This window comes from Actinomadura graeca (assembly GCF_019175365.1).
GTDB classification, from domain to species: Bacteria; Actinomycetota; Actinomycetes; order Streptosporangiales; family Streptosporangiaceae; genus Spirillospora; species Spirillospora graeca.
In genome coordinates, this window is the sequence record NZ_CP059572.1 from 7,320,975 (window position 1) to 7,344,370 (window position 23,396).

Below are 23,396 nucleotides of genomic sequence, written 5' to 3' on the forward strand. Positions count from 1 at the left end.
GAACTCCGCGCAACCATCAGATGCCTCCCGCGAAACGACCGGGAGACAGCCGATGGTCAGGGTCGAACTGGTCCTTGACGCGCCGCATCAGCGTGAGGGCCGGGAGCGGCCCCCAGAGGTCCAGCGCGCCGCGTACCTCTTGCGGCGCGTAGCGGACGACGGCGCGTCCCTTGTGCGGCGCAAGGGCGGCCCGTATCGCGTCCACTGCGGCGGCGACCTCGTCCGGTGCCAGACTGGCGGGCAGCCCGACATGGCCGTGCCCGTCGCCGCTCCACGTCACGCCGGTCTCCGGTCCCGTCTCCTGTACCGCATTGATCAGGTGGGGGAGCGCGGTGGGCGGGGCGCTGACATCGAGGAGTGTGGTGCCCTCGGGGTAGGAGCCCCATCCGTCTGGAGCGTTTTCCGAGATCTGGCCACCGAGCAGGTCTGCGGCCTGCCGAGCGCGCGCGGCGACACCATCGGGTACGCCTTCCAGCAGGACGGCGATCGTCCCGGGGCCGAGGTACTCGACCGAACTCGGAGCGATCGTCGAATGCAGGACGGTCTGGACCGCCTCGTACGCCTCCCCGGCATCACCCACCGGACAGCACACCCACGCGCGCGCGTCCGGGACAGGATGCAGCCGGAAGGTGGCCTCCACGATCAGGCCCAGCGTCCCGTAGGAACCGCAGAAGAGCCGGCCCAGGTCGTATCCGGCGACGTTCTTGACGACCTTCCCGCCGGAACGGGCGATCCGGCCGTCCGCCCGGACGATCGTGAGCCCGATGACCAGATCGCGCGGCGTCCCGTACAGGAAGCGGAGCGGGCCCGCGGCGCCCGACGCGACCGTCCCTCCGACCGTGGAGCCGGGCAGCGGCACGTCCAGGGCCAGGCGCTGCCCCTTCTCGGCCAGCATCTCGCCGAGCCGGTCCATTGGAAGCCCCGCCTGCGCCTTTACCACGAGGTCGCCCGAGGCATGCTCTACCAGCCCGTCCAGGAGGCGGGTGTCCACGAGGAGGTCGCAGCGTTCCGGAGGCGTTCCCCAGTCCAGGCGGGTCTCGGCTCCACGCGGGACGACGGCGAGGCCCCGTCCGGCGGCCACCCCCATGACCGCGGCGGCCTCGTCCAGGGACGCCGGCGCCGCCACCATCGCCGGTTCGACGCCGAGCACCCCCTCGGCGGGCTCACCCGGGCGGACGTCGCCGCAGACTCTCGCCAAGGCGTCCAGAGGCCCCATCAGAAGATGTCCGCCCTTCCCTCGTACGGGTGCGGGCCCTTGCGCACTCCCGGAACCTCCCCGCACAGACGCGGGGTGGGAAAGACCTTGCCCGGGTTGCACAGCCCATCCGGATCGAAGCCGCAGCGGACCATCTGCATCGTGTCGAGATCGGCGTCGGTGAACATGCGCGGCATGTAACGCGACTTGTCCACGCCGACGCCGTGCTCGCCAGTGATGGACCCGCCGTGCTCGATGCACAGGTCGAGGATCGCCCCCGACACCTCCTCCGCGCGCTCCGCCGCGCCGGGCTCGGCGTCGTCGAACAGGACCAGCGGGTGCAGGTTGCCGTCCCCCGCGTGGAAGACGTTCGCCACGCGCACGCCCGATTCCGCCGACAGCGCGTCGATGCGCGCCAGCACCCGCGGCAGCGCCGTCCTCGGGATCACGCCGTCCTGCACGAGGTAGGCGGGGCTGATCCGGCCCACGGCGGCGAACGCGGACTTGCGCCCGGTCCAGATGAGCGCCCGCTCGGCGTCGTCGGCGGCGATGCGGATCTCGAAGGCCCCGGCGTCCCGGCACAGCCGCTCCACCTCGGCGAACTGCGCCGCCACCTCCGGCTCGGGGCCGTCCAGCTCCACGATCAGCACCGCGCCCGCGCCGGGCGGGTACTCGCAGCGCACCGCCGCCTCGGCGGCCTCGATCGACAGCGCGTCCATCATCTCGATCGCCGCCGGGACGACCCCCGCCCCGATGATCGCCGAGACGGCGGCGCCGCCCGCCTCGATCGAGCCGAACGCCGCGAGCAGCGTCTGGACGGTCTCGGGCACCCGCGTCAGCCGCACCGTGATCTTGGTGGTGACGCCGAGCGTGCCCTCGGCGCCGACGAACACGCCGAGCAGGTCGTACCCGGGGTCGTCCGCCGACAGCTCCACCAGCTCCCCGTCGGGAGTGACGACCTCGCAGGCGAGCACGTGGTGCGCGGTGAACCCGTACTTCAGGCAGTGGGCGCCGCCGGAGTTCTCGGCGACGTTGCCGCCGACGGAGCAGATCTGCTGGCTGGAGGGGTCGGGCGCGAAGTAGTAGCCCTGCGGCCTGGTGGCGCGGGAGACGTCCAGGTTGACCACCCCGGGCTCGACCACGGCCCGGCGGTTCGGGATGTCGATCTCCAGGATCCGCCGCATCCGGGAGGTGACGATGAGCACGCCGTCGGTGCGGGGCAGCGCACCGCCGGACAGTCCCGTCCCGGATCCGCGCGCCACGTAGGGGATCCCGGCCGTGGCGCACTCCCGCACGATCGCCGCGACCTGCTCCGCCGTGCCGGGCAGGACGACGACGCCCGGCGTGGCCCGGTGGTTGGTCAGCCCGTCGCACTCGTACGTCCGCAACCGCACCGGGTCGGTGACGACCCGGTCCGTGCCGAGCAGCGCCTCGAAGCGCCGGGCCGCTTCGGACAGTTCCGTTTCCATCCCCTCCACCCTCCCCCCAACCCCGCAACGCCCGCAATATCGCCCCGGCCCCCTGACATCAGGGGGCCGGAGCGCGCGCGGGACGCTCAGTCCATGCGCTCGTAGGCGGGGGTGGTGAGGAACTCCGAGTACTGGTCGGCCAGGGTGACCTCCTTGAAGAGCGCCACGGCCTGCTCGTAGCGGGGCTCGTTGAAGGCCGCGCCCAGCTCGGCGCGGATGCCGGCGAGCTCCTCGTCCATGATCTGCTCGACGAGCTCCCGGGTGACCTCGGGGCCCTCCTTGAGCGAGATCCCGTTGTAGATCCACTGCCAGACCTGGGACCGGGCGATCTCCGCGGTGGCGGCGTCCTCCATCAGGTTGTGGATGGCGACCGCGCCCGCGCCGTCCAGCCAGGTGGCGAGGTACCGCAGCGCCACGTCGATGTTGTTGCGCAGGCCCGCCTCGGTGATGTCACCGGGCGTCGACGCGACGTCCAGCAGGTCGGACGCCGAGACCTTCACGTCCTCACGGAGCCGGTCGCGCTGGTTGGGCCGGTCGCCGAGGACGCCGTCGAACACCTCGCGGCAGACCGGGACCAGGTCGGGGTGCGCGACCCAGGAGCCGTCGAAGCCGTCGCCGGACTCGCGGGCCTTGTCCGCCCTGACCTTCTCCAGCGCGACCTTGTTGACCGCCTCGTCCCTCCGGGACGGGATGAACGCCGCCATCCCGCCGATCGCGTGCGCGCCGCGCTTGTGGCACGTTCGGACGAGCAGCTCGGTGTAGGCGCGCATGAACGGCGCCGTCATCGTGATCGCGTTCCGCTCGGGCAGGACGAAGTCGGCGCCCCGGTCCCGGAACTTCTTGATCACCGAGAAGAGGTAGTCCCAGCGGCCCGCGTTCAGGCCCGCGGAGTGGTCGCGCAGCTCGTAGAGAATCTCCTCCATCTCGAACGCGGCCGGGATCGTCTCGATCAGCACGGTCGCCCGGATGCTGCCGCGCGGGATCCCCAGGCTGTCCTGGGCCAGGTTGAACGCGTCGTTCCACAGCCGTGCCTCAAGGTGGCTCTCCATCTTGGGCAGGTAGAAGTAGGGGCCCTTGCCCTTGGCGAGCTGCCTGCGGGCGCTGTGGAAGAAGTACAGCCCGAAGTCGAACAGCGACCCGGACATGGGCTCGCCGTCGACGAGGAGGTGCTTCTCCTCCATGTGCCAGCCGCGCGGCCGCACGACGATGGTCGCGAGCTCGGCGTCGTCCTTGAGGGCGTAGGACTTGCCGCTCTTGGCGTCGGTGAAGTCGATGGTGCGGTCGAGGGCGTCCCGCAGGTTGAGCTGCCCCTCGATCATGTTCGTCCACAACGGGGTGTTGGCGTCCTCGAAGTCGGCCAGCCACACCTTCGCGCCCGAGTTGAGGGCGTTGATGGTCATCTTCCGGTCCGTCGGGCCGGTGATCTCGACGCGGCGGTCTTCCAGGCCGGGCGCGGGCTCGGCGACACGCCAGGCGTCGTCGGCGCGGACGTCCGCGGTCTCGGGCAGGAAGTCCAGCGTCCCGCCCTCCGAGAGGCGGCGCTGCCGCTCGGCCCTGGCCGCCAGCAGCTCCTTGCGCCGCGCCCCGAACTCGCGCTGAAGGGCCGCGAGGAGGCCGAGCGCCTCGGGGGTCAGGATCTCCTCGTACCGCTCGCCGAGGGGTCCGGTCACCTCGACGCCTTCAGGTCCAGCCATCGCTTGCCCTTTCGTATAGCGAAAATGCACTTCTGTCTTGTGGAGAACGCTACTCGCCGCCGTCGAGACCGGTCAAAGCGGGGTCATGGTCCCGCCGCACGTCCCCGCAACGGCCCCTGCCACGTCCGCCACCTCCCCGCGCGCGCCCGTGTCAACCTCGTGTTATTCGCGTGACCCCGCTGGTGGGGCCGTGAGACGATCGACGGGAAGAAAAGGCCGGGCCGCGGCGTTCGACTGAGGACATATGACTCAACCTTTCTCTGCAGACCAGACCCCGGACGAGTTCGAGAACGACCCCCTGACCGGGGAACTCGACCTGGAGGACCGGAGGGCCCTGCGCCGTGTCGCGGGCCTGTCCACCGAGCTGACCGACATCACCGAGGTCGAGTACCGCGCGCTGCGCCTGGAGCGGGTCGTCCTCGTCGGCGTGTGGACCGAGGGCACGTCCGACATGGCCGAGAACTCCCTGCGCGAACTCGCGCTCCTCGCCGAGACGGCCGGCTCCGAGGTGCTCGAAGGGCTCGTCCAGCGCAGATCGCGCCCCGACCCCGCCACCTACATCGGCTCCGGCAAGGCGGCGGAGCTGCGCGACGTCGTCATCGCCACCGGCGCCGACACCGTCATCTGCGACGGCGAGCTGGCGCCGAGCCAGCTGCGGCACCTGGAGGAGACCGTCCAGGTCAAGGTGATCGACCGGACCGCGCTGATCCTGGACATCTTCGCCCAGCACGCCAAGAGCCGCGAGGGCAAGGCCCAGGTCGAGCTCGCCCAGCTGAACTACCTGCTGCCGCGCCTGCGCGGCTGGGGCGGGAACCTGTCCCGGCAGGTCGGCGGACGCGCCGCGGGCGGCGTCGGCATCGGCGGCCGCGGACCCGGCGAGACCAAGATCGAGCTGGACCGGCGCCGCATCCGCACCCGGATGGCCAAGCTGCGCCGCCAGATCGCCGAGATGTCCAAGGCCCGCGACACCAAGCGCGGCGAGCGCCGCCGCAACGAGGTGCCCGCCGTCGCCATCGCCGGCTACACCAACGCCGGCAAGTCGTCCCTGCTCAACCGGCTCACCGGCGCCGGGGTGCTGGTCGAGGACGCGCTGTTCGCGACCCTCGACCCCACCGTCCGGCGCGCCGAGACGCCGGGCGGCCGCGCCTACACCCTGGCCGACACCGTCGGGTTCGTCCGGCACCTCCCGCACCAGCTCGTCGAGGCGTTCCGCTCGACGCTGGAGGAGGTCACCGACGCCGGGCTCGTCCTGCACGTCGTGGACGGCTCCGACCCCGACCCCGAGGCACAGCTCGACGCCGTCCGGGAGGTGCTGCGCGAGATCGGCGCCGACAAGATCCCCGAGCTCGTCGTCATCAACAAGGCCGACGCGGCCGACGACCTCGCCGTGGCCCGCCTCCAGCGCCGCGAGCCGCACAGCGTCGTCGTGTCCGCCCGCACCGGGTCCGGCATCGAGGAACTGCGCGCGGCCATCGAGGCCGACCTCCCCGGGCTGGAGAGCGAGCTCCACGTCCTGGTGCCCTACGACCGGGGCGACCTGGTCGCGCGGACGCACGAGCGCGGCGAGGTGCTCAAGCAGGAGCACGTCGCCGAGGGCACTAAGCTGCATGCCCGGGTGCCGGAGGACCTCGCCGGCGAGCTGTCCGGGTACGAGGTGCTGGCCCCGACCGTCTGACGGTCGCCAGCCAAAGGACCGGAACCCACTTTCGGACGCGTCCGAAAGTGGGTCGGATCGCGAACCTGGTCGCTGAACGGTGACAGCTTCTCCATTTGGCTTGACGGTTCCGTTGAATTCCGTACGGTCGTAGAGCTAAGGGGCTGGGGTGATGGCTGTCGATGCGGTACGACCAGAGGTTGTCGGTCGGGCCCTCAGTGCACTACCGTGACGAAACCGATATCTCCGGTCTCGTTGCCAGTGGTGGTCACCCGATCACCCGACCCTCCAACGGTGAATCGCCGGCCGCCAGTCGGTGTTTCGGATCGAGAGCAGGTGGCCCACTCCATGTCAGATCCGCACATCGGCACGAGGGTGGGCGGCCCACCCCGCATTTCCGTGACACCGCGCCCCGCGACACCCCACCTCGTGACACGGCCCGCCGTGACACGACCCTCCATGGCACCCGGTACCGCGCCCACGGGCGCGAAGCTCCACCCAGGTCGGTGACCCTATGACGGTACGGCTGTTGACGAACATCGGCAGGCTCTGGACCGGTACCGATGTATGCAGCAACGCCGCCGTGCTCATCCACGACGACCGGATCGTCTGGGCCGGACCCGCCTCCGACCTCCCCCAGAGCGTCCCCGGCATCATCGACGACATCGTCGACGTCGACCACGTGGAGAACCTCGGCGGCGGCCTGGTCACACCAGGACTCATCGACGCGCACTCCCACCCGGTCTACGCGGGCAACCGCTGGGCCGAACTGGCCATGCGCACCAGCGGCTCGTCCCACTCCGCCATCGCCGCCGCGGGCGGCGGTGTCAACTCCACCGTGACCGTCACCCGTGGGACCGATCCCTGGACGCTGTGCAACGGCGTCCGCGAACGCCTCCGGCAGTGGATCCTCGCCGGGACCACCACCGTCGAGGCCAAGACCGGCTACCACCTCACCCGCGACGGCGAACTCGCCGACATCCGGATGCTTCGCTCCCTGGAGGGCGAACCGTCCATGCCGCGCATCCACGCGACGTTCCTCGCCGCGCACATCCTGCCGCCCGAGTTCTTCGGCCGCCGCCGCGACTACATCGAGGCCGTCCGCCTCTGGGCGGGCGACGCCGCCGTCGCGGGCGCCGACAGCATCGACGTCTACTGCGACGAAGGCCACTTCACCGCCGAAGAGGCCCGCGCCCTGCTGCTCACCGGCAAGCGCGCCGGGCTCAGGGCCCGCATGCACGCCTGCGCCAACGAGCGCATCGGCGCCGCGCAGGTCGCCGCCGAGGTCGGCTGCGCGTCCGCGGACCTGCTCACCCAGGCCAACGACGACGACATCAAGGCGCTCGCCCACGCCGGGGTCACCGCCACCGTCTGCCCCGGCAGCGCCCTCAACAGCAGCCGCGCCCCCGCACCCGTCCGGCAGATGCTCGACCGCGGCGTCACCGTCGCCCTCGGCACCGACCACAACCCCGGACAGTGCGGCATCACCTCCATGCCACTGGTCATCGGCCTGTCCGTCGCCATGTTCGGCCTCAGCGTCACCGAGGCCCTCCGCGCCGCCACCCTCGGCGGAGCCGCCGCCATGCGCGTCGGCGACCGCGGATCCCTCGCCCCCGGCATGCTCGCCGACATCGTCCTCTGGGACGCCGACCACGAAGGCGCCTTCGCCTGGGCGTTCGGCCTCCGCGCCCTACGCGTCTGGCGAGGCGGCACTCCCGTCCAAGCCTGAGGACCCACCCTCCTGCGGCCCTGAACCCACCACGATCGACCCGGCGCGGCAAACGCCGATCCTCCGCGCGGAACCCGCCTCCGAATTCCAGGCGGAGCACCTCCACGCCATCCCGGCACATCCGTGCCGAAATGCAGTCCGATCGGTCCACGGGATCTGTGACGGACATTTCATAACCAGGTGGGAAAAGTACTTCCCTTTCGCGAGGTGTACAGCCGACAGCCGTCATGGATTCAGGGCCTGCTTCCCACCCGGCTCCCAGAACAGCACCGCACTCACCGCCGTCTCCCGCGATCCACCGTGAGCAGTATCAGGCGGGACGAAGGTGACATCGGCACCGTCGAAGCCGCTCCGGAAGGACCCACACCCGGCAGCGTCCCGATGATCTGCTTGCACCGACGCCCCGTCCGCACTAATCGTCTATGCGCCACCGCTGCCCGCTGCGCTAAGTGACGATAGGATGACGTTCCGGAGTTCCAGGGAAGCGCGTCTGCGTCCGAGACCGAACCCGGCTCGTTCGCGGGCCCAGGGGAGTGAGCATGTCGAACGAACCGCTCCAGCCGACGGCGCGCCAGGTGACCATGACGCTCGCGGCGATCGCGGCCACTGCCGCCACCCCTCGCCCGTCGGGAGAGACGCTGGCGCAGCAGAGCAACCGCACCTCCCTGGGCATACTCCAGCGGCTGGCCGACTCCTCCCTCGCCACCCAGGGCACCTGGACCTTGCAGTGGGTCGGGCTGAGCGTGGACAACGCGAACATGGCGTACCTGGCGGCGAACACCGACGGTTCCAACGAGTTCGCCGTGGTCATCCGCGGCACGGTCGGCAACGTGGCCGACCTCCTCGAAGACCTCGGCGTCGGCACGATGGTCCCGTTCACGGCCGTCGAATCGCCGCCGAGACCCGTCCCCGTCTCGGTCTCCAAAGGGGCGATGGAGGCGTTCACCCAAGTCATCGCCATGGAACCGGGGGGCGTCTCCCTGGTGCAAGCGCTCGCCGGCGTGTTGCGGCAGGCGCGGCCGGACCCGACGGTCTACGTGACCGGCCACAGTCTCGGCGGCTGTATCGCCACCATGGTCGCGCCCTACCTCCAGGCACAGACCTGGCCCGGCACGACCCCGCGGTTCGCGCTCCACACCTTCGCCGCGCCCTCCGCCGGCGGCCCGGACTTCGCCTCCTACGTCGACTCCGTGGACTGGGTCGCCAACGAGCGCTGCTTCAACGTCTGGGACCTCGTGCCGCAGGCCTGGACCGACCTTGACTGCGCCAGGGAGAACTACTACCCCGATCCGCCCGGCCCGGCGGCGAACCTTGAAGTCAAAGGGGTCATCTCGGCGATCGCGGGCCTCCCCGGCCCCAACGTCTACGCGCAGCCGGGGGACGCCTTCTCCCTGAACCACGACTACAAGGGCGGGGCCTACGACCCCAGCGTGGTCAAGAAGTCGCTGGAGGATTTCATGGGCCAGGTCGCCTTCCAGCACGCCAACTCCACCTACCTCGGCCTGCTCGGCACGCCCGACATTCCACCAGGCCCGGTGGTGACGACCATCAGCCCAGGTGCCGGCGCGGAGGGCACCACAATCACCATCACCGGCAGCGGCTTCGGGACCGGCACCGTCGTCGACTTCGGCACGGTGCCCTGCCCCCGGTTCTCCGTCAACGACGACGGCACCGAGATCACCGCCCACGCGCCCCGGGGCGTCGGCGTCGTCGCGGTCCGCGTCACCACCGACCTGGGCACCTCCCCGGCCGTCCCGTTCGGCCAGTTCGCCTACGGTGGTCCCGCGCCCGTGGTGGTCACCGGCATCAGCCCCGACAGTGGATCGGCCGGTACCCCGGTCACCATCACCGGCGTGAACTTCAGCTCCGGTGTTCCGTGCACGCCGCCGCCCAAGGTCTACTTCGGCGACGTCGCCGCCAGGCCGGTCCAGTTCACCCCGCCCGCCCAGATCGTCGTGCCCGCGCCCGGTCACAGCGGTGTAGGCAAGCCCTCGACCGTGAACGTGAGCGTGTTCGCGAACGGATATTCGTCCCCGGCTACCCCGGCAAACGAGTTCACCTACAAGAAGCTGGCCTCCGACCAGCGGCTCTGACCCGCTGAGCGTCATCGGGCTCCTGATAGACGACGAGTAACGCGCACAGGCTTCCGCAGGCCCGCCTCCGCCTTCCGCGAGTTATCCACAATCTTCCGCGCACCCTCTGTGTCGATGCGGCCACGCCTAGCGTCGAAGCATGCGAACCACCGATCACGATCGCCGTCAGACCCTGGCCGACCGCCTGAAGATCACTATGGGCCCGCTGCGGGAGCCGCTGTCCTCCCGGTTGCGTGCGAGTCCCGACCGGTCCAACGTCCGCGTGCTCATCGCCGTCGGAGTGGCCGCGCTCCTCGTGGCCGCGGGCTACCTCCTGCTGGCCCGCCCGCGTCCCCAGCCCGCCCCGCAGCCCGTCGCGCGCGCCTCGCTGTCCCGTGACCCGTCCTCCACCACAACGGTGACGCCGGTCGCCGCCTCCGGCGTCGTCGTGCACGTCCTCGGCAAGGTCCGCCGCCCCGGAGTGATCACGCTGCCGTCCGGCTCCCGGGTGGCCGAGGCGATCAAGGCGGCCGGTGGTGTCCGCCCGGGAGCCGGAACAGGCGCGCTGAACCTCGCCCGCAAGGTCGTGGACGGCGAGCAGATCCCGGTCGGCATCCGCCCACCCCCCGGCGGCGGCCCGCCATCCCCAGCCGGCGCCTTTCCCTCCGGCGCGGCTCCCCCCGGCACGGCTCCCCCCGGCGGAGCGGCCGGAGCGACGCCGCTCGATCTCAACACCGCGACCGTCGCGCAACTCGACCAACTGCCCGGCGTCGGCCCCGTCCTCGCCCAGCGCATCCTCGACTACCGCACACAGAACGGCGGCTTCCGCTCGGTCGAGCAGCTCCAGGAGGTCACCGGCATCGGCGCCCGGCGTTTCGCCGACCTCAAACCGATGGTCCGCGTATGAGAACCGACCTCCGCCTGGTCGCCCCGGCCCTGGCCGTGTGGCTCTCAGCGGCCCTCACCCTCGGCCTGTCCCCGACCCTCGCGTGCGCGCTCACCCTCGCCACGGCCGTCCCGGCCCTCTACTGCCTCACGACCCGAAAGGCGGTCCGAGATGAGTCGAAGCCACGGCGGATGCTGGTCGGGGTGGTCCTGATGTGCGCCGCCGCGTCCGCGGGCGGTGTGGCGCTCCGGGCGGCCGCCGTCGGGACCGGGCCGGTGCGGGAGCTGGCACGGACCGGGCGCACCGCCACCGCCGAAGCGGTCGTGACCGGCGATCCGCGATCGAAACCGGGCGCCGGACGGCGGATCGTCATCCTGAGGGCCCGGGTGGAGACGGTGCCCGGAGCCAGAGTGCGGGTCCCCGTGCTGCTGATCGCGGGCCATCCCCAGTGGCTCCGCCTCGTGCCCAGCCGGCGTGTGCGGCTCATCGGCACCTTCCGGACACCGCACCAGGCCGAGCTCCTCGCCGCCGTCGTGCTGGTCCGTGGCCCGCCCACCCTGCTCGGCCCGCCGTCCACCGCGCAACGCGCAGCCGAGCACGTGCGCGGGAGGCTCCGGGCTTCGGTCGGGCACCTCCCGCCCGACCAGCGCGCCGTCCTGCCCGGCATGGTCGTCGGTGACACCTCCGGGCTCGACGAGGAACTCGCCGAGGACTTCAGGGTCGCCGGTCTCACCCACCTGCTGGTGGTCTCGGGCGCCAACCTGGCGATCGTCACCGCCGCGGTCCTCGGCCTGTGCCGCCTGGCGGGCCTTGGACGGCGGCGCGCTCCACCCGTCGCGGCGCTCGCCGTGCTCGCCTTCGTCGTGATCGCGCGGCCCGAGCCGAGCGTCCTGCGGGCAGCGGTGATGGGGATGATCGGCCTCCTCGCCTTGCTCACAGGACGTCAGCGTCATGGGCTCCCCGCGCTGGGGGCGGCCGTCCTGCTGCTGGTCCTGATCGATCCCACGCTCGCGCGCTCGTACGGGTTCGCGCTCTCGGTCCTGGCCACCGCCGGGCTGCTCGTCCTGGCTCCCCCCTGGCGCGAACGGCTCGCCCGCAGGATGCCCGGCCCGCTGGCGGACGCCCTCGCCGTCACGGCCGCCGCCGAGGTGGCCGTCGCGCCCGTCCTGGTGATGATCTCCGGCGAACTGGGCGTGGTCTCGGTGTTCGCCAACCTGCTGGCCGCCCCGGCGGTGGCCCCGGCCACGCTCCTCGGCGCGCTCGCCACCGTCACCGCGCTCGCGTCCCCGCCGGCCGCCCGGCTCGTGGTCTGGCCCGCCGGTTTCGCCGTCGGCTGGATCATCCGGGTCGCCCGCACCGCCTCGGCCCTCCCGTATGCGACGATCCCCTGGACGGCCGGCGGGCTCGGCGCGGTCACGGTCCTGCTCGCGGGCGGGATCGCCCTCCTCATCCTGCGCAGCCCGAGGCTACGCCTGACGGCGGCCTCCGCCATGGTCGGCGTGCTGGTCGCGGTCGTCGCCCTGCGCGTCGTCGCCCCGGGCTGGCCGCCGCCCGGATGGCAGATGGTCGCCTGCGACGTCGGCCAAGGCGACGCCCTGGCGCTGGCCGCCGGTCCCGGTCAGGCCGTGGTCGTGGACGCCGGCCCGGATCCCGCGCCGATCGACGGCTGCCTCCGGCGCCTGGGCGTCCGCGACGTTCCCCTGCTCATCCTGACCCATCCCCACGCAGACCACATCGACGGCGCCCCCGGCGTACGTCAGGGCCGGTCCGTCCACGAGGTCCTCACCACCCCGCGCACGTCCGGACGAGAGGCACGGCAGATCCCCTGGCTCCGCCCCCGTCCCGCCCTGACCGACCAGCGGTGGACGGTAGGAGACCTCACGCTCTCGATCCTTGGCCCCCTGGCTGCTGCGCCTGTCCTCACCCCGGGCGACGACGGCACCACCGTCAACAACGCGAGCATCGTCCTGGTGGCCCGACGGCCCGGCTTCAGTGCGCTCCTGGCCGGAGACGTCGAGATCGAAGCCCAGCGGGCCCTGTCAGCGACAATCCCTTCCGTCCAGGTGCTGAAAGTCCCGCACCACGGCTCCAGAAGCCAGGATCCCGCCTTCATCACGGCCGCCCACGCCGCGATCTCGCTCATCTCCGTCGGCAAGGAGAACGACTACGGCCACCCGTCCTCCCTCACGCTCGCCCTCCTCGAACGGGCGCACACCCAGATCCACCGCACTGACCAGGAGGGAGACATCGCCGTGATCCGCACTACAACCGGCGTAGCCGCCGTCGCCCGCCATTGAACAAGGGCGCGGCGCGGATCGACATGGTCGGCGTCACGCATCACCCGGGCGCTCATCACTCTTCTGTCCGGCGCCTTAAGCGCGTCAAGAGCGGGGCGCGTACATGATGACCACGACACCGGCCAGGCAGACCAGGGCCCCGATGACGTCCCACCGGTCGGGCCGGAACCCGTCGATCACCATCCCCCATGCCAGCGATCCGGCGACGAACACACCACCGTAGGCGGCCAGGATCCGGCCGAAGTGGGCATCGGGCTGCAAGGTCGCGACGAATCCGTACATGCCCAGGGCGATCACCCCTGCGCCGATCCACCAGGCTCCTTTGTTCTCCCGCACGCCCTGCCAGACCAGCCAGGCGCCCCCGATCTCGGCGACCGCAGCGAGCGCGAACACAGCCAGGGACCGGGCGACCGTCATGCCCCGAACCGTACCCGCCGCTCTCCGCAGGTCATGCCCGGTGGCGCACACCCGCGTCCATGCCCGCACCCGCCCGCCGATGCCACGTCGTGGGCGACACCGTCGGCAGCGGCCAGCCCACCGGGCCCGATACAGCTCGTGAACGAGGGGTTCACGGCTTCTTCGCGTCGGCGGGGGTGAGATCAGTGAACGGCAGCGGGCAGCGCGGTTGCCGGGCGCAGGCGATGAGATCGTCGCAACCGGCGTCGACAGCCTCCCGCAACGTGGCGCGCACGAGTTCCAGGTCGGTGATCCGCTGTTCGACCTCGATCAGCTTCGCCCGTGCACGCTCGGCCAGTCCGGCGTCCCGGTCGCCGTGCCGATGCGACGTGGTCTCCAGCAGGTCGGCGACCTCGTCCAGGCTGAACCCGAGCCGCTGCGCGGTCTTGATCACCCGCAGCACGGTGACCGCCTCGGCGGGGTACAGCCGATGGCCGCCCAGCGTGCGTTCCGGTTCGGCCAGCAGGCCGCGCCGTTCGTAGTACCGCAGCGTTTGCGGGTTCACGCCCGCCGCTTCGGCGAGCTGGCCGGACCGTAGTCCTTCGTACTGGCCGGTCATCCGGTCCAGCCCTGCGCGACGATCTCCGGTGGCGCGTTGCGCCCGGCCAGGGTCTGTATGCCGTCCAGCGTCGGTTCCGCATCCCGTGGCACGGTCACGTCCACTATCAGGCCCGCAGCGGTACGAGTGCAGGTCAAGGTCAGAAACGCACAGCACTGCTGTTCCAAAGCGAACAGGTCCCGAATTGCTGCCTCCTTCTCCGCGTCGGCATCGAAGGTCAGCCGTAGAGACAGCGCTTTCCGCTCGACCGCTGTCAGGGCTTCGGCGAACAGACTCTCGAACCGCGTCAGGCGCTCCACCATGTTGTTCGGCGACAGGGTGCACATGATCGGCACCTCGGACTCGGTCATCTCTCCGCTCCCAGACTGGCCGACCCGCGGCGGCCACACCACGACGGTAAGCCCGTACACAGGTACAAGATGCAACCGCCAATGCATGTTTCGGTGGTGCTTCTGTGGCTCGGACGCGCGGCTGTTGGGGCGCGGGCGGGGGCGGGGGCGTGGCATGCTGCAGGGGTGTCGGTTGAGGCCATCACCCTGATCGTGGGGGACGAGGAACTGCTGGTGGAGCGGGCGATCGGCGATGTCGTCGCGTCCGTGCGCGCGGAGGACCCGGAAGCCGAGGTGATCGATCTTTCGCCGGGCGGGCTGGAGCCGGGACGGCTGGCGGAGCTGACGTCGCCCTCGCTGTTCGGTGGCGGGAAGGTCCTCGTGCTGAGATCGGCGCAGGACCTGGGCAAGGACCTGACCGCCGAGGTGCTCAAGTACGCCAGGACACCGGCGGACGACGTGGTCCTCGTGGCCGCCCACCACGGCGGCGCCAAGGGGAAGGCCCTCGTGGACGGGTTGACCAAGCTCAAGGCACGCAAGGTCTCGTGCCCGAAGGTCACCAAGATGGGGGAGCGCGTCGACTTCGTCCGGGCCGAGATCCGCAGGTCGGGCGGGAAGATCTCCCCGGACGCCGCCCGGGGGCTGCTCGACGCCGTCGGCAACGATCTGCGCGAGCTGGCCGCGGCGTGCAGCCAGCTTGTCGCCGACACCGGCGGCAAGATCGACGATGCGGCCGTCGCGCGGTACTACCGGGGCCGGGCCGAGGTCAGCGGCTTCACGGTGGCGGACAAGGCCATCGAGGGGCGCCTCGCGGAAGCGCTGGAACAGCTCCGGTGGGCGCTGGCGACCGGCGTGGCGCCGGTGCTGATCGTCAGCGCCCTCGCCCAGGGGGTGCGGGGTCTCGCGAGGGTCGGAGGCGCGCCCCGCGGCGCGCGTGGTGCGGCGCTCGCCAAGGACCTGGGCATGCCCCCGTGGAAGATAGAACGCGTCCAGAAACAGCTGCGTGCCTGGTCGGGGGACGGGGTGGCACGCGCGCTGGCCGCCGTCGCCGAAGCCGACGCGCAGGTCAAGGGCGGCGCGGCGGATCCCGCGTACGCCTTGGAGAAGACGGTCGCCGACATCGTCGCCGCCCGCGGCTGATTCCTCCTTCCGTCCCTGGGTGGTCTCGGCTGGCGCGTTTGGAGCATCTGTTCAGGGCCGTCTTCTCAAGGTCGTGCGGATTTCGGACAGCAGGTCGGTGACCAGGGGATCGTCGGCGCGGTCGGGGAGGTGGAGGGCGTAGTACGGGACCGCGGGGAGGTCGGTGATCTCGCGTTGGACGAGACCCGGTGGCGGGGTGACGCAGCCGTTCACGACCGCGAGGCCGATGCCGAGGGACACGAAGTGCAGCAGGAGCGGCCAGCCCTCGGCCTCGACGGCGAGGGTCCAGGGGATCTCGGCGGCGCGGAGGGCGCGTTCGAGGGCGATGCGGTGGGGGCCCGCGGGGGGCGGGACGACCAGGGCGCTGCCCGCCAGGTCCGCGAGGGTCAGTGAGGAGAGGGCGGCCAGCGGGTGGTCCTCCGGCATCACGAGTGTCTGGGGGTAGGAGGCCAGGAGGACGGCGTCGATGCCGGCGGGGAGCACGTCCAGGACCGCGACGCCCAGGTCGGCGCGGCGGGTGCGGACGGCGGTGAGGGTGTGGGCGCGGTCGCCGTTGACCAGGTGGATGCCAGGGCGGACGACGTCGCCCAGCAGGTAGAGGTAGGCGCCCTCGCCGGCGGCGAGGGTAGGGGTGCGGGCGGGGGAACGGCCGTGGATCTCGGCGAGGAAGGCCGTGACGCGGGCGTCGAGGTCGCGGGCGAAGCGCGCGACCGCCTCACCTTCGGGGGTGAGGACGAGGCGGCGGCCCTGGCGCAGGTAGAGCGGGTGGCCGAGGGTCTCGGCGAGCCTCTGCACCTTGACGTGCAGGGCGGGCTGGGAGATGTGGAGGGCCTCGGCGGCGCGGGTGAAGTTGAGGTGGTCGGCGAACACGGCGAACGACGCGAGGGCGTCCGCTGACAGGCGGCCGAGTTCCATAGGCGGAAACTATAGTTGTCCGGCTTGTTGATAGTTCTGCTTTAGGGATGTGGCCCTCATCGTTGGGTGCATGGACGCTGAAGCCCGGCTGGGCATCGATTTCGGTCGCGTCATCCATGGCGGACCGCTCGCGCCCGGGGACGCCGACACCGTGTTCCTCGGCGGTGACTTCGAGGAGGCGCTCGCCTCGCCGGCGACGGAGGGGATGTGGGACGTCCTGCCGGGGCTGATCGAGGCGTTCGGGGGACGGGCCTGGATCATCTCCAAGTGCGGGGAGCGGGTACGGCGGCGCACGCTGGCCTGGCTCGACCACCACGACTTCTACGAGCGGGCCGGCCTGCCGCGCGGGAACGTCCGGTTCTGCCGGAAGCGCGCCGAGAAGGCGCGGCATTGCGCGGAGCTCGGGATCACGCACATGATCGACGATCGGTTGGACGTGCACCGGGCCATCGACGGCATCGTCGCGCACCGATACCTGTTCGGGCCGCAGGAGGCGCCCGGAGGGGTGCGGCACGTCCCCGACTGGGCGGCGGCCGCCGAGATCGGGCTGGACGTCCGCTGAGGCGGGCGGCCAGGGTCAGCGGAGGTACTCGGGCGGTACCCGGGCGGTCAGCCAGACGCCGTTGGGGCTGAGATGGAACAGGTGGCCGTCGGCCGCCATCCGCCCGGACCGGACGGTCAGGACGACGGGCACGCCACGGCGGGCGCCCACGCGGCGCGCCGTGTCGTGGTCGGGGGAGAGGTGGACGGCGTGGCGGCCCATGGGCCGCAGGCCCTCGCGGCGGATCACGGCGACCGCGCCCTCGGCGGTCCCGTGGTAAAGCAGGTCCGGTGGCGTGGCCACGGGGAGGTTCAGCTCGACCTCGATCGAGTGGCCCTGGACGGCGCGGATCCTGTCCCCGTCCAGGGCGTAGCGCCGCTTGTCGTTGACGGCGACGACGTGCTCCAGTTCCGTCCTGGTGAAGGGGAAGCCGTGGCGCGCGGCGGCGTCGAGCAGCTCGGGGACGTCCGCCCAGCCCGCGGCGTCGAGCGTGAGGCCGATCCGCTCGGGGCGGTGCCGGAGGTGCTTGGCGAGATACTTGGAGATCTTCACCGTGCGGCGCTCGTCCATGGACATGCGTCGGGGCCGGCGCGTGCCGGCCCCGGGCGTGCGCGTCCTACTTGGCCTGCAGGGCGGCGGCCTGCTTGGCGATCGCCGACTTGCGGTTGGCGGCCTGGTTCTTGTGGATGACGCCCTTGCTGACGGCCTTGTCCAGCTTGCGGGCGGCGTGACGCTGCGCGGCGGTGGCCTCGTCGACGTTCCCGGCCTCGGCGGCCTCGCGGAACTTGCGGATCGCCGTCTTCAGCTCGGACTTGACGGCCTTGTTGCGCAGCCGGGCCTTCTCGTTCTGCTTGTTGCGCTTGATCTGGGACTTGATGTTAGCCACGTCGTAGTGCCTCAGCTTGGTCGCGATCCTCGCCTGCCCTCGACGGCAGGCTCTAATGACAGGTCTGACGGGGGCGGACGGTGCCCCGGGGCACGACGCTACGCCACACGCAGTCGCACAGCCTACCAACCGCGGGCGCCCGCCCCAAACCGAAAGGTGCACGGAGCATCGCGTCCGGCATGGGACTATGGGAGACGCAGTCGATTCCCGAGATTCCCAGTCCACGTCCACCAGTGAGTTTCGAACGGACCCCGGTGCCCGCGCCTGACAAGACCGATCCCGCGATCATCCGCAATTTCTGCATCATCGCGCACATCGACCATGGCAAGTCGACGCTCGCCGACCGGATGCTCCAGCTGACCGGAGTCGTCGAGGAGCGTCGCATGCGCGCCCAGTACCTCGACCGCATGGACATCGAGCGCGAGCGCGGCATCACGATCAAGAGCCAGGCGGTGCGGCTGCCGTGGGCGTCCGAGGGCCGCGACTACGTGCTCAACCTGATCGACACCCCCGGGCACGTCGACTTCTCCTACGAGGTGTCGCGGTCGCTGGCGGCGTGCGAGGGCGCGGTCCTGCTGGTGGACGCCGCGCAGGGCATCGAGGCGCAGACGCTCGCCAACCTCTACCTCGCGCTTGAGGCCGACCTGCACCTGATCCCCGTCCTGAACAAGATCGACCTTCCGGCGGCGCAGCCGGAGAAGTACGCCGAGGAACTGGCCGGGATCATCGGCTGCGACCCGTCCGAGGTGCTGCGGGTGTCCGGCAAGACCGGCGAGGGCGTCCGGGAACTGCTCGACAAGATCGTGCGGGACGTGCCGGCGCCGGTCGGCGACCCGGACGGCCCCGCGCGGGCGCTGATCTTCGACTCGGTGTACGACACCTACCGGGGCGTCGTCACCTACGTCCGGATCATGGACGGGCACCTGTCGCGGCGCGAGAAGAGCCTGATGATGTCGACGGGCGCCGCCCACGAGACCCTGGAGGTCGGGGTGATCTCGCCGGAGCCGCTGCCGGCGCAGGGCCTCGGCGTCGGCGAGGTCGGCTACCTGATCACCGGGGTGAAGGACGTCCGGCAGGCGCGGGTGGGCGACACCGTCACCGGCGCGAACCGCCCGGCGCCCGAGGCGCTCGGCGGGTACCAGGACCCGAAGCCCATGGTGTTCTCCGGGCTGTACCCGATGGACGGCGACCAGTACCCCGAGCTGCGCGACGCGCTCGACAAGCTGCGGCTGAACGACGCCGCGCTGATCTACGAGCCGGAGACGTCGGCGGCGCTCGGCTTCGGGTTCCGCTGCGGGTTCCTCGGGCTGCTGCACATGGAGATCGTCCGGGAGCGGCTGGAACGCGAGTTCGGCCTCTCGCTGATCTCGACCGCGCCGAACGTCATCTACCGCGTGGTCATGGAGGACGGGTCCGAGCACACCGTCACCAACCCCAGCGAGTTCCCCGAGGGCAAGATCGGCGGCGTGCACGAGCCGGTCGTCAAGGCGACACTGCTGTCGCCCGCCGAGCACATCGGCGCGATCATGGAGCTGTGCCAGGGGCGGCGCGGGGTGCTGCTCGGCATGGACTACCTGTCGGAGGACCGCGTCGAGATCCGTTACACGCTGCCCCTCGCCGAGATCATCTTCGACTTCTTCGACCAGCTGAAGTCCCGGACGCGCGGGTACGCCTCACTCGACTACGAGCCGAGCGGCGAGCAGGAGGCCGACCTCGTGAAGGTCGACATCCTGCTGCAGGGCGAGTCGGTGGACGCCTTCAGCCAGATCGTCCACCGGGACAAGTCCCGCGAGTACGGGCTGATGATGACCGCGAAGCTCAAGGAGCTGATCCCGCGCCAGCAGTACGAGGTGCCGATCCAGGCGGCGATCGGCTCGCGCATCATCGCGCGCGAGAACATCCGCGCCATCCGCAAGGACGTCCTCGCCAAGTGCTACGGCGGGGACATCTCCCGCAAGCGCAAGCTGCTGGAGAAGCAGAAGGAGGGCAAGAAGCGGATGAAGACCATCGGGCGGGTGGACGTCCCGCAGGAGGCCTTCGTCGCGGCGCTGTCCACCGGCGGGGAGTCCACCGACAAGGGCCGGAAGTAACGGGGCCGGAAGTAACTGGGCCGGAAGTAACTGGGCCGGAAGTAACTGGGCCGGACGTGGCTGGGGCGTAAGTAATCCGGCGGGCTTGCCCGAACCGGTGGTGACGTTGCGTCCGCACGTGGACACTGGGTGTCGTGAGCCACACGTTGCTGCACCAGTTTCTCGTCTCGGACCTGGTGGTACCCGTCGGCCTGGCGCAGGAGCCCGGACATGAGTGCCTGACGGGGTTCGGAGCGCATCTCGCCGGCGGCACCTTCCTGCGTCCCGACCTGATGGTGTTCCCCAGGGAGCGGGCGGAGGGCGGCCCCCGTCACGTCACGGGCGCTCCGGCTCTGGCCATCGAGGTCGTGTCCCCGGCGTCGCGCGAGGCCGACCTGCTCGCCAAGCGGGACCTGTACGCCCGGTCCGGAGTGCCGGCGTACTGGGTGGTGGACACCGGCGGCGGCGAGCCGGAGGTGGTCGTCCACGAGTCCCCGGGCGAGGGACGGTACGCCGCGCGGGAACGGGTGCCGTGGGGCGCGTCCCTCCGGCTGTCCCGGCCGTTCGGCATCGTGCTCACGCCCGAGGAGATCTTCCGGCCGCCCCGCCGGGCCGTCCCGATGAGGAGAGCCGCCATGCCCGATCTGCCCGCCGACGATGCCGCCGGTCCCGGCATGCCGTACCCCGAGGAACCGATCCGGTTCGACGTCTTCCGCGGCCGCTGGCCGACGGGGGCGGAGAAGGTCGAGCTCTGGGAGGGCTGCCCGGTGTTCTACGGCGAGTGGGACGAGCGGGACGTGGAGATCGCCCAGCGCGCCTACCCGGGCCGCGTCGTCAGGCTGGACCAGCCGCCGGGTGAGCCCGGCACGATGACGGTCCTCCCCGCCCCCGCGAGCAAGCCGGAGTCCGATGCCGCATCCCGGGCCGCGTCCGAGAACGGCGCTGGGGTCACCGGCAACGCGCTGCCCAAGAGCGAGGAGAGGTCCGGGAGCGATGCCGCGCGCGGTGCCGACGGACCGCCCGGTGCGGGGGAGCCGTTCGAATCCGGCATCGTCCGCGTGATCAGGCCGAGGCCCGCCGCCGACGCCGCACCACCGGCGCCCGAGGCCGCGGACGGCTGACACGCGAGCGGCTACTTGAGGATGGGCCAGGCCACCACGGTCGGCACCTTGCGGAACTCGCCGCGGTTGGCCGCCCTCGCCGCGTAGACGAGGAAGAACATCACGACGCCCGTGAACAGCAGCGGCGCCCAGATGAGCACCTCCACCGCCAGCGACAGCAGCCCGCAGACGAACCAGACGGCGATGGCCGCGATGCCCATGTTCAGCCCCTGCGCCGCGTGCCGCCGGACGAAAGGCGACCGCCCCTTGGCGAAGAACACGATCGCCGGTGCTATCGCGCCGACCAGGAACTGGCCCACGTAGGCCATGAGCGACCACGTCTTGTCGTCATCGCTGACCGGGCCGAAGTGCCCCGGCATCTGCGACGTGCCCGGAGCATGCGGCCCGCCCTGGTGCGGCTGCTGCCACGCCGCTCCCTGAGGCGGCTGCTGCCAAGCCGAACCGGCTTGCTGCTGCGGCTGCTGCCACTGGGAACCTTGCTGGGGTTGCTGCTGCCACGGGGATTGCTGCTGCCATTCGGGCTGCTGTCCCTGGCCGGGCTGCGGAGGAGGCCCGTAGGCCATGGCGCGTGTCCTCTCCGGGTTCACTGAACGACGCTGTTGGCGAAGTCTACGACCTGTACGACTCCTAGGACGCACCGCGAGTTCACCCGGGTTCCGCCGTTCGCCGGCCCGTGACCGGTTCGTGTCACGGGCCGGGCGGTGCGCGGCGGATCAGGGACGCCAGAGAACGGCCGACGGCCGCTCCTTCGAGAGTGCGACCGACCCCGTCCAGCTGATGCCGGACGGCAGCGGCAGGTACGACCCGTCCAGGAAGAAGCCGCGGTTGACGGCCGTGACGGTCGCGGACGCGCCATTGTCGCCCGCGCCGACCGGACGGCGGATCGCCTCGACGGAGACGATGTCGGAGAGCGCCGTGCCCTCGGGCACCTCGACGGTGGTGGCGACGGCCCCGTCCCGCTCGATCGACCACGTCGGCTGGTCGTGGTCGGACCGGTACAGGCGCGACGGATCTGACTTCAGCCGGACGCCGAGTGCGACCCCCGGCACCGAGCCGGTGCCCGCCGGGCTGCCGGTGGTCTTCGCGAACTCGGCGAACAGGTACGCGCGCTGGTCGCCGACCTCCCGGGTGGAGGGATCGGACGGCTCCTCGATCTTCTCTTCGCGGACCATCTCCTGTGCCATGACCCGGTATGTCCATGGCTCGCGGTCCATGACGACCTCGCGGGCCCGTCCGGCGGGCCGCTCGGCTCGCACGTCCGGGAGGAAGCGCAGCGGCGCGTCCTTGGAGACGGCGTCGCACATGTTGTTGTTCTGCGTACACGTTTGCAGCAGCGGGTGGTCGGCCTCGTAGCGGCCGGTGAACTTCAGCGTCGCGTGCTCGGGTGCCTGGTAGACGCCCGTCCCGTCCACCCGCCTCCCGGACGCGTCGACCTCGACCCGGTAGATCCACTCGATGTCGGTCGTCCGGCCCCAGCGGGCCATCAGCGCCGGCGAGTCGGTGCCGCCGTCCTCGTTGCTCCACACCACCGAGTATTCGATGACCTGGTGGCCGGGCGTCTCGGCGGGCCTGGTCTCGTGCCAGGCGATCAGCGGCGTGTCCGTTGTGGCGTTCTGGTACGGATCGTTCAGGGGTCCCGTCGTCCGGCCGATGATGACGGGGGCGTGCCGCAGGGCGACCTGGTCCGCGCGCGGCACGCCGATGCGGGGCCGGGTGAGCAGGACGCGCCGCGCCGCCGGGGCGCTGCCTCGCGCGAACCGCAGCGTCACCTTGTGCCGCCCGGGGCGCACATGCCCAAGGCCGAGGCTGCGCGGCGTCGGTTCGGACGAGGGGACGACGAGATCGGTCACATGACGGCCGTCCACCGCGATGGACACCACGGCGGACTCGGCGCCCTTACGGTCCCAGGAGATCCCGGGGGCAGCGGCCTCGAAGCCGACGACGGCCTCGCCGCCCTGCCGGGCGATGAACGTCAGCGAACGGGCGGGACCGTCCCGCCGGACCACGACCGTGCCCGACGCCGCAGCGAGGTCGGGAGCCCCGGCGAGGTGGGGAGACAGGGTGAGGGCAGACGGCGCGGCGTAGGTGGGGGAGACGGCGTGGATGGGCGAGACGGCGTGGATGGGGGAGACGGCGTGGGCGGGGGAGAGGGCGAGCGGGGTGCCCAGTAGGGCTGTCGCGGTCAGGGCGAGGACGGCGTGACGCGCACGGCTTCTCATGATCGGCGAACCTAGGACGGCGGGGTTGCTTTCAGGTGACGCGCCGGTCCCCCATGAGTGTCGAGACTGTTGCCGCCCCCTCAAAGCCCCCGTGCCCTGCCAAACGTCCCGCCGGGCCCGCCGGACAGGCTGCTCAGTCACGTCCCAGCGCAACTGTTCGGGAGT

General features: G+C 71.3%; 20 protein-coding genes. 9 read left to right on the forward strand and 11 right to left on the reverse strand.

The annotated features are described in order from the left end of the window. Positions 1–16: 16 nt before the first annotated feature. The 3 genes from AGRA3207_RS32560 to aceB form a co-directional block, all read right to left on the reverse strand. Positions 17–1,216, reverse strand: coding sequence for an FAD-binding oxidoreductase (locus tag AGRA3207_RS32560; protein WP_231330949.1), 1,200 nt, complete (start codon positions 1,214–1,216; stop codon positions 17–19). Then, the gene (locus AGRA3207_RS32565; RefSeq protein WP_231330950.1) at positions 1,216–2,664 is read right to left on the reverse strand and encodes an FAD-linked oxidase C-terminal domain-containing protein; all 1,449 of its coding nucleotides are present in this window, start codon (positions 2,662–2,664) and stop codon (positions 1,216–1,218) included. Before AGRA3207_RS32565 ends, AGRA3207_RS32560 begins: the two co-directional genes overlap by 1 nt. Positions 2,665–2,750: 86 nt before the next feature. Beyond that, positions 2,751–4,358 carry a malate synthase A gene (aceB, locus tag AGRA3207_RS32570; RefSeq protein ID WP_231330951.1) on the reverse strand — a complete coding sequence of 536 codons (1,608 nt, stop codon included), beginning with the start codon at positions 4,356–4,358 and terminating at the stop codon, positions 2,751–2,753. A gap of 244 nt (positions 4,359–4,602) precedes the next feature. Here aceB and hflX point away from each other — a divergent pair, with 244 nt between their 5' ends. The 5 genes from hflX to AGRA3207_RS32595 all read left to right on the forward strand — a co-directional run bounded on the left by hflX (position 4,603) and on the right by AGRA3207_RS32595 (position 12,996). Then, a complete protein-coding gene (hflX, locus tag AGRA3207_RS32575) occupies positions 4,603–6,033 on the forward strand; it encodes a GTPase HflX (RefSeq protein WP_231330952.1) in 1,431 nt (476 codons plus the stop codon). A gap of 493 nt (positions 6,034–6,526) precedes the next feature. Further along, complete coding sequence (gene hutI / locus AGRA3207_RS32580) at positions 6,527–7,741, forward strand: imidazolonepropionase (RefSeq protein ID WP_231330953.1); 1,215 nt, start codon at positions 6,527–6,529, stop codon at positions 7,739–7,741. Positions 7,742–8,280: 539 nt separating this feature from the next. Continuing rightward, entirely contained in the window at positions 8,281–9,834 is a 1,554-nt protein-coding gene (locus tag AGRA3207_RS32585) for an IPT/TIG domain-containing protein (protein WP_231330954.1), read from the forward strand. 139 nt (positions 9,835–9,973) lie between these two features. Next, positions 9,974–10,720, forward strand: a complete 747-nt coding sequence (locus AGRA3207_RS32590) for a ComEA family DNA-binding protein (RefSeq protein WP_231330955.1) — start codon at positions 9,974–9,976, stop codon at positions 10,718–10,720. Continuing rightward, a complete protein-coding gene (locus tag AGRA3207_RS32595) occupies positions 10,717–12,996 on the forward strand; it encodes a ComEC/Rec2 family competence protein (protein WP_231330956.1) in 2,280 nt (759 codons plus the stop codon). Before AGRA3207_RS32590 ends, AGRA3207_RS32595 begins: the two co-directional genes overlap by 4 nt. Positions 12,997–13,080: 84 nt before the next feature. Here the strand turns inward: AGRA3207_RS32595 and AGRA3207_RS32600 are convergent, their stop codons facing one another. From AGRA3207_RS32600 to AGRA3207_RS32610, 3 genes are all read right to left on the reverse strand, one after another. Next, positions 13,081–13,413 carry a YnfA family protein gene (locus AGRA3207_RS32600; RefSeq protein WP_231330957.1) on the reverse strand — a complete coding sequence of 111 codons (333 nt, stop codon included), beginning with the start codon at positions 13,411–13,413 and terminating at the stop codon, positions 13,081–13,083. A 151-nt stretch (positions 13,414–13,564) separates the two neighbouring features. After that, complete coding sequence (locus AGRA3207_RS32605; protein ID WP_231330958.1) at positions 13,565–14,011, reverse strand: MerR family transcriptional regulator; 447 nt, start codon at positions 14,009–14,011, stop codon at positions 13,565–13,567. Next, positions 14,008–14,361, reverse strand: a complete 354-nt coding sequence (locus AGRA3207_RS32610; RefSeq protein ID WP_231330959.1) for a hypothetical protein — start codon at positions 14,359–14,361, stop codon at positions 14,008–14,010. The genes AGRA3207_RS32605 and AGRA3207_RS32610 overlap by 4 nt, the downstream gene beginning before the upstream one ends. 165 nt (positions 14,362–14,526) lie before the next feature. On the opposite strand from AGRA3207_RS32610, the gene holA reads away from it, so the two are divergent. Then, positions 14,527–15,480, forward strand: coding sequence for a DNA polymerase III subunit delta (gene holA / locus AGRA3207_RS32615; protein ID WP_231330960.1), 954 nt, complete (start codon positions 14,527–14,529; stop codon positions 15,478–15,480). A gap of 51 nt (positions 15,481–15,531) precedes the next feature. Here holA and AGRA3207_RS32620 read toward each other — a convergent pair whose 3' ends face one another. After that, the gene (locus AGRA3207_RS32620) at positions 15,532–16,395 is read right to left on the reverse strand and encodes a LysR family transcriptional regulator (protein ID WP_231330961.1); all 864 of its coding nucleotides are present in this window, start codon (positions 16,393–16,395) and stop codon (positions 15,532–15,534) included. Between the two features lie 70 nt (positions 16,396–16,465). Between AGRA3207_RS32620 and AGRA3207_RS32625 the strand changes: the two genes are divergently transcribed. Then, positions 16,466–16,957, forward strand: a complete 492-nt coding sequence (locus AGRA3207_RS32625) for a hypothetical protein (protein ID WP_231330962.1) — start codon at positions 16,466–16,468, stop codon at positions 16,955–16,957. A 15-nt stretch (positions 16,958–16,972) separates the two neighbouring features. On the opposite strand, the gene AGRA3207_RS32630 is transcribed toward AGRA3207_RS32625, so the two are convergent. After that, positions 16,973–17,512: an RNA 2'-phosphotransferase gene (locus AGRA3207_RS32630; RefSeq protein ID WP_338028238.1), complete on the reverse strand. Its 540-nt coding sequence runs from the start codon at positions 17,510–17,512 to the stop codon at positions 16,973–16,975. Between the two features lie 40 nt (positions 17,513–17,552). Continuing rightward, entirely contained in the window at positions 17,553–17,822 is a 270-nt protein-coding gene (gene rpsT / locus AGRA3207_RS32635) for a 30S ribosomal protein S20 (RefSeq protein ID WP_231330963.1), read from the reverse strand. Positions 17,823–18,076: 254 nt separating this feature from the next. Here rpsT and lepA point away from each other — a divergent pair, with 254 nt between their 5' ends. Further along, a complete protein-coding gene (gene lepA / locus AGRA3207_RS32640; RefSeq protein WP_231336469.1) occupies positions 18,077–19,912 on the forward strand; it encodes a translation elongation factor 4 in 1,836 nt (611 codons plus the stop codon). Positions 19,913–20,046: 134 nt separating this feature from the next. Beyond that, positions 20,047–21,012: a Uma2 family endonuclease gene (locus AGRA3207_RS32645; RefSeq protein ID WP_231330964.1), complete on the forward strand. Its 966-nt coding sequence runs from the start codon at positions 20,047–20,049 to the stop codon at positions 21,010–21,012. 11 nt (positions 21,013–21,023) lie between these two features. Here AGRA3207_RS32645 and AGRA3207_RS32650 read toward each other — a convergent pair whose 3' ends face one another. Together AGRA3207_RS32650 and AGRA3207_RS32655 are read right to left on the reverse strand one after the other, a co-directional pair. After that, positions 21,024–21,599: a DUF4870 domain-containing protein gene (locus AGRA3207_RS32650; protein ID WP_231330965.1), complete on the reverse strand. Its 576-nt coding sequence runs from the start codon at positions 21,597–21,599 to the stop codon at positions 21,024–21,026. A 126-nt stretch (positions 21,600–21,725) separates the two neighbouring features. Further along, positions 21,726–23,231: a hypothetical protein gene (locus tag AGRA3207_RS32655; RefSeq protein ID WP_231330966.1), complete on the reverse strand. Its 1,506-nt coding sequence runs from the start codon at positions 23,229–23,231 to the stop codon at positions 21,726–21,728. Positions 23,232–23,396: the final 165 nt, after the last annotated feature.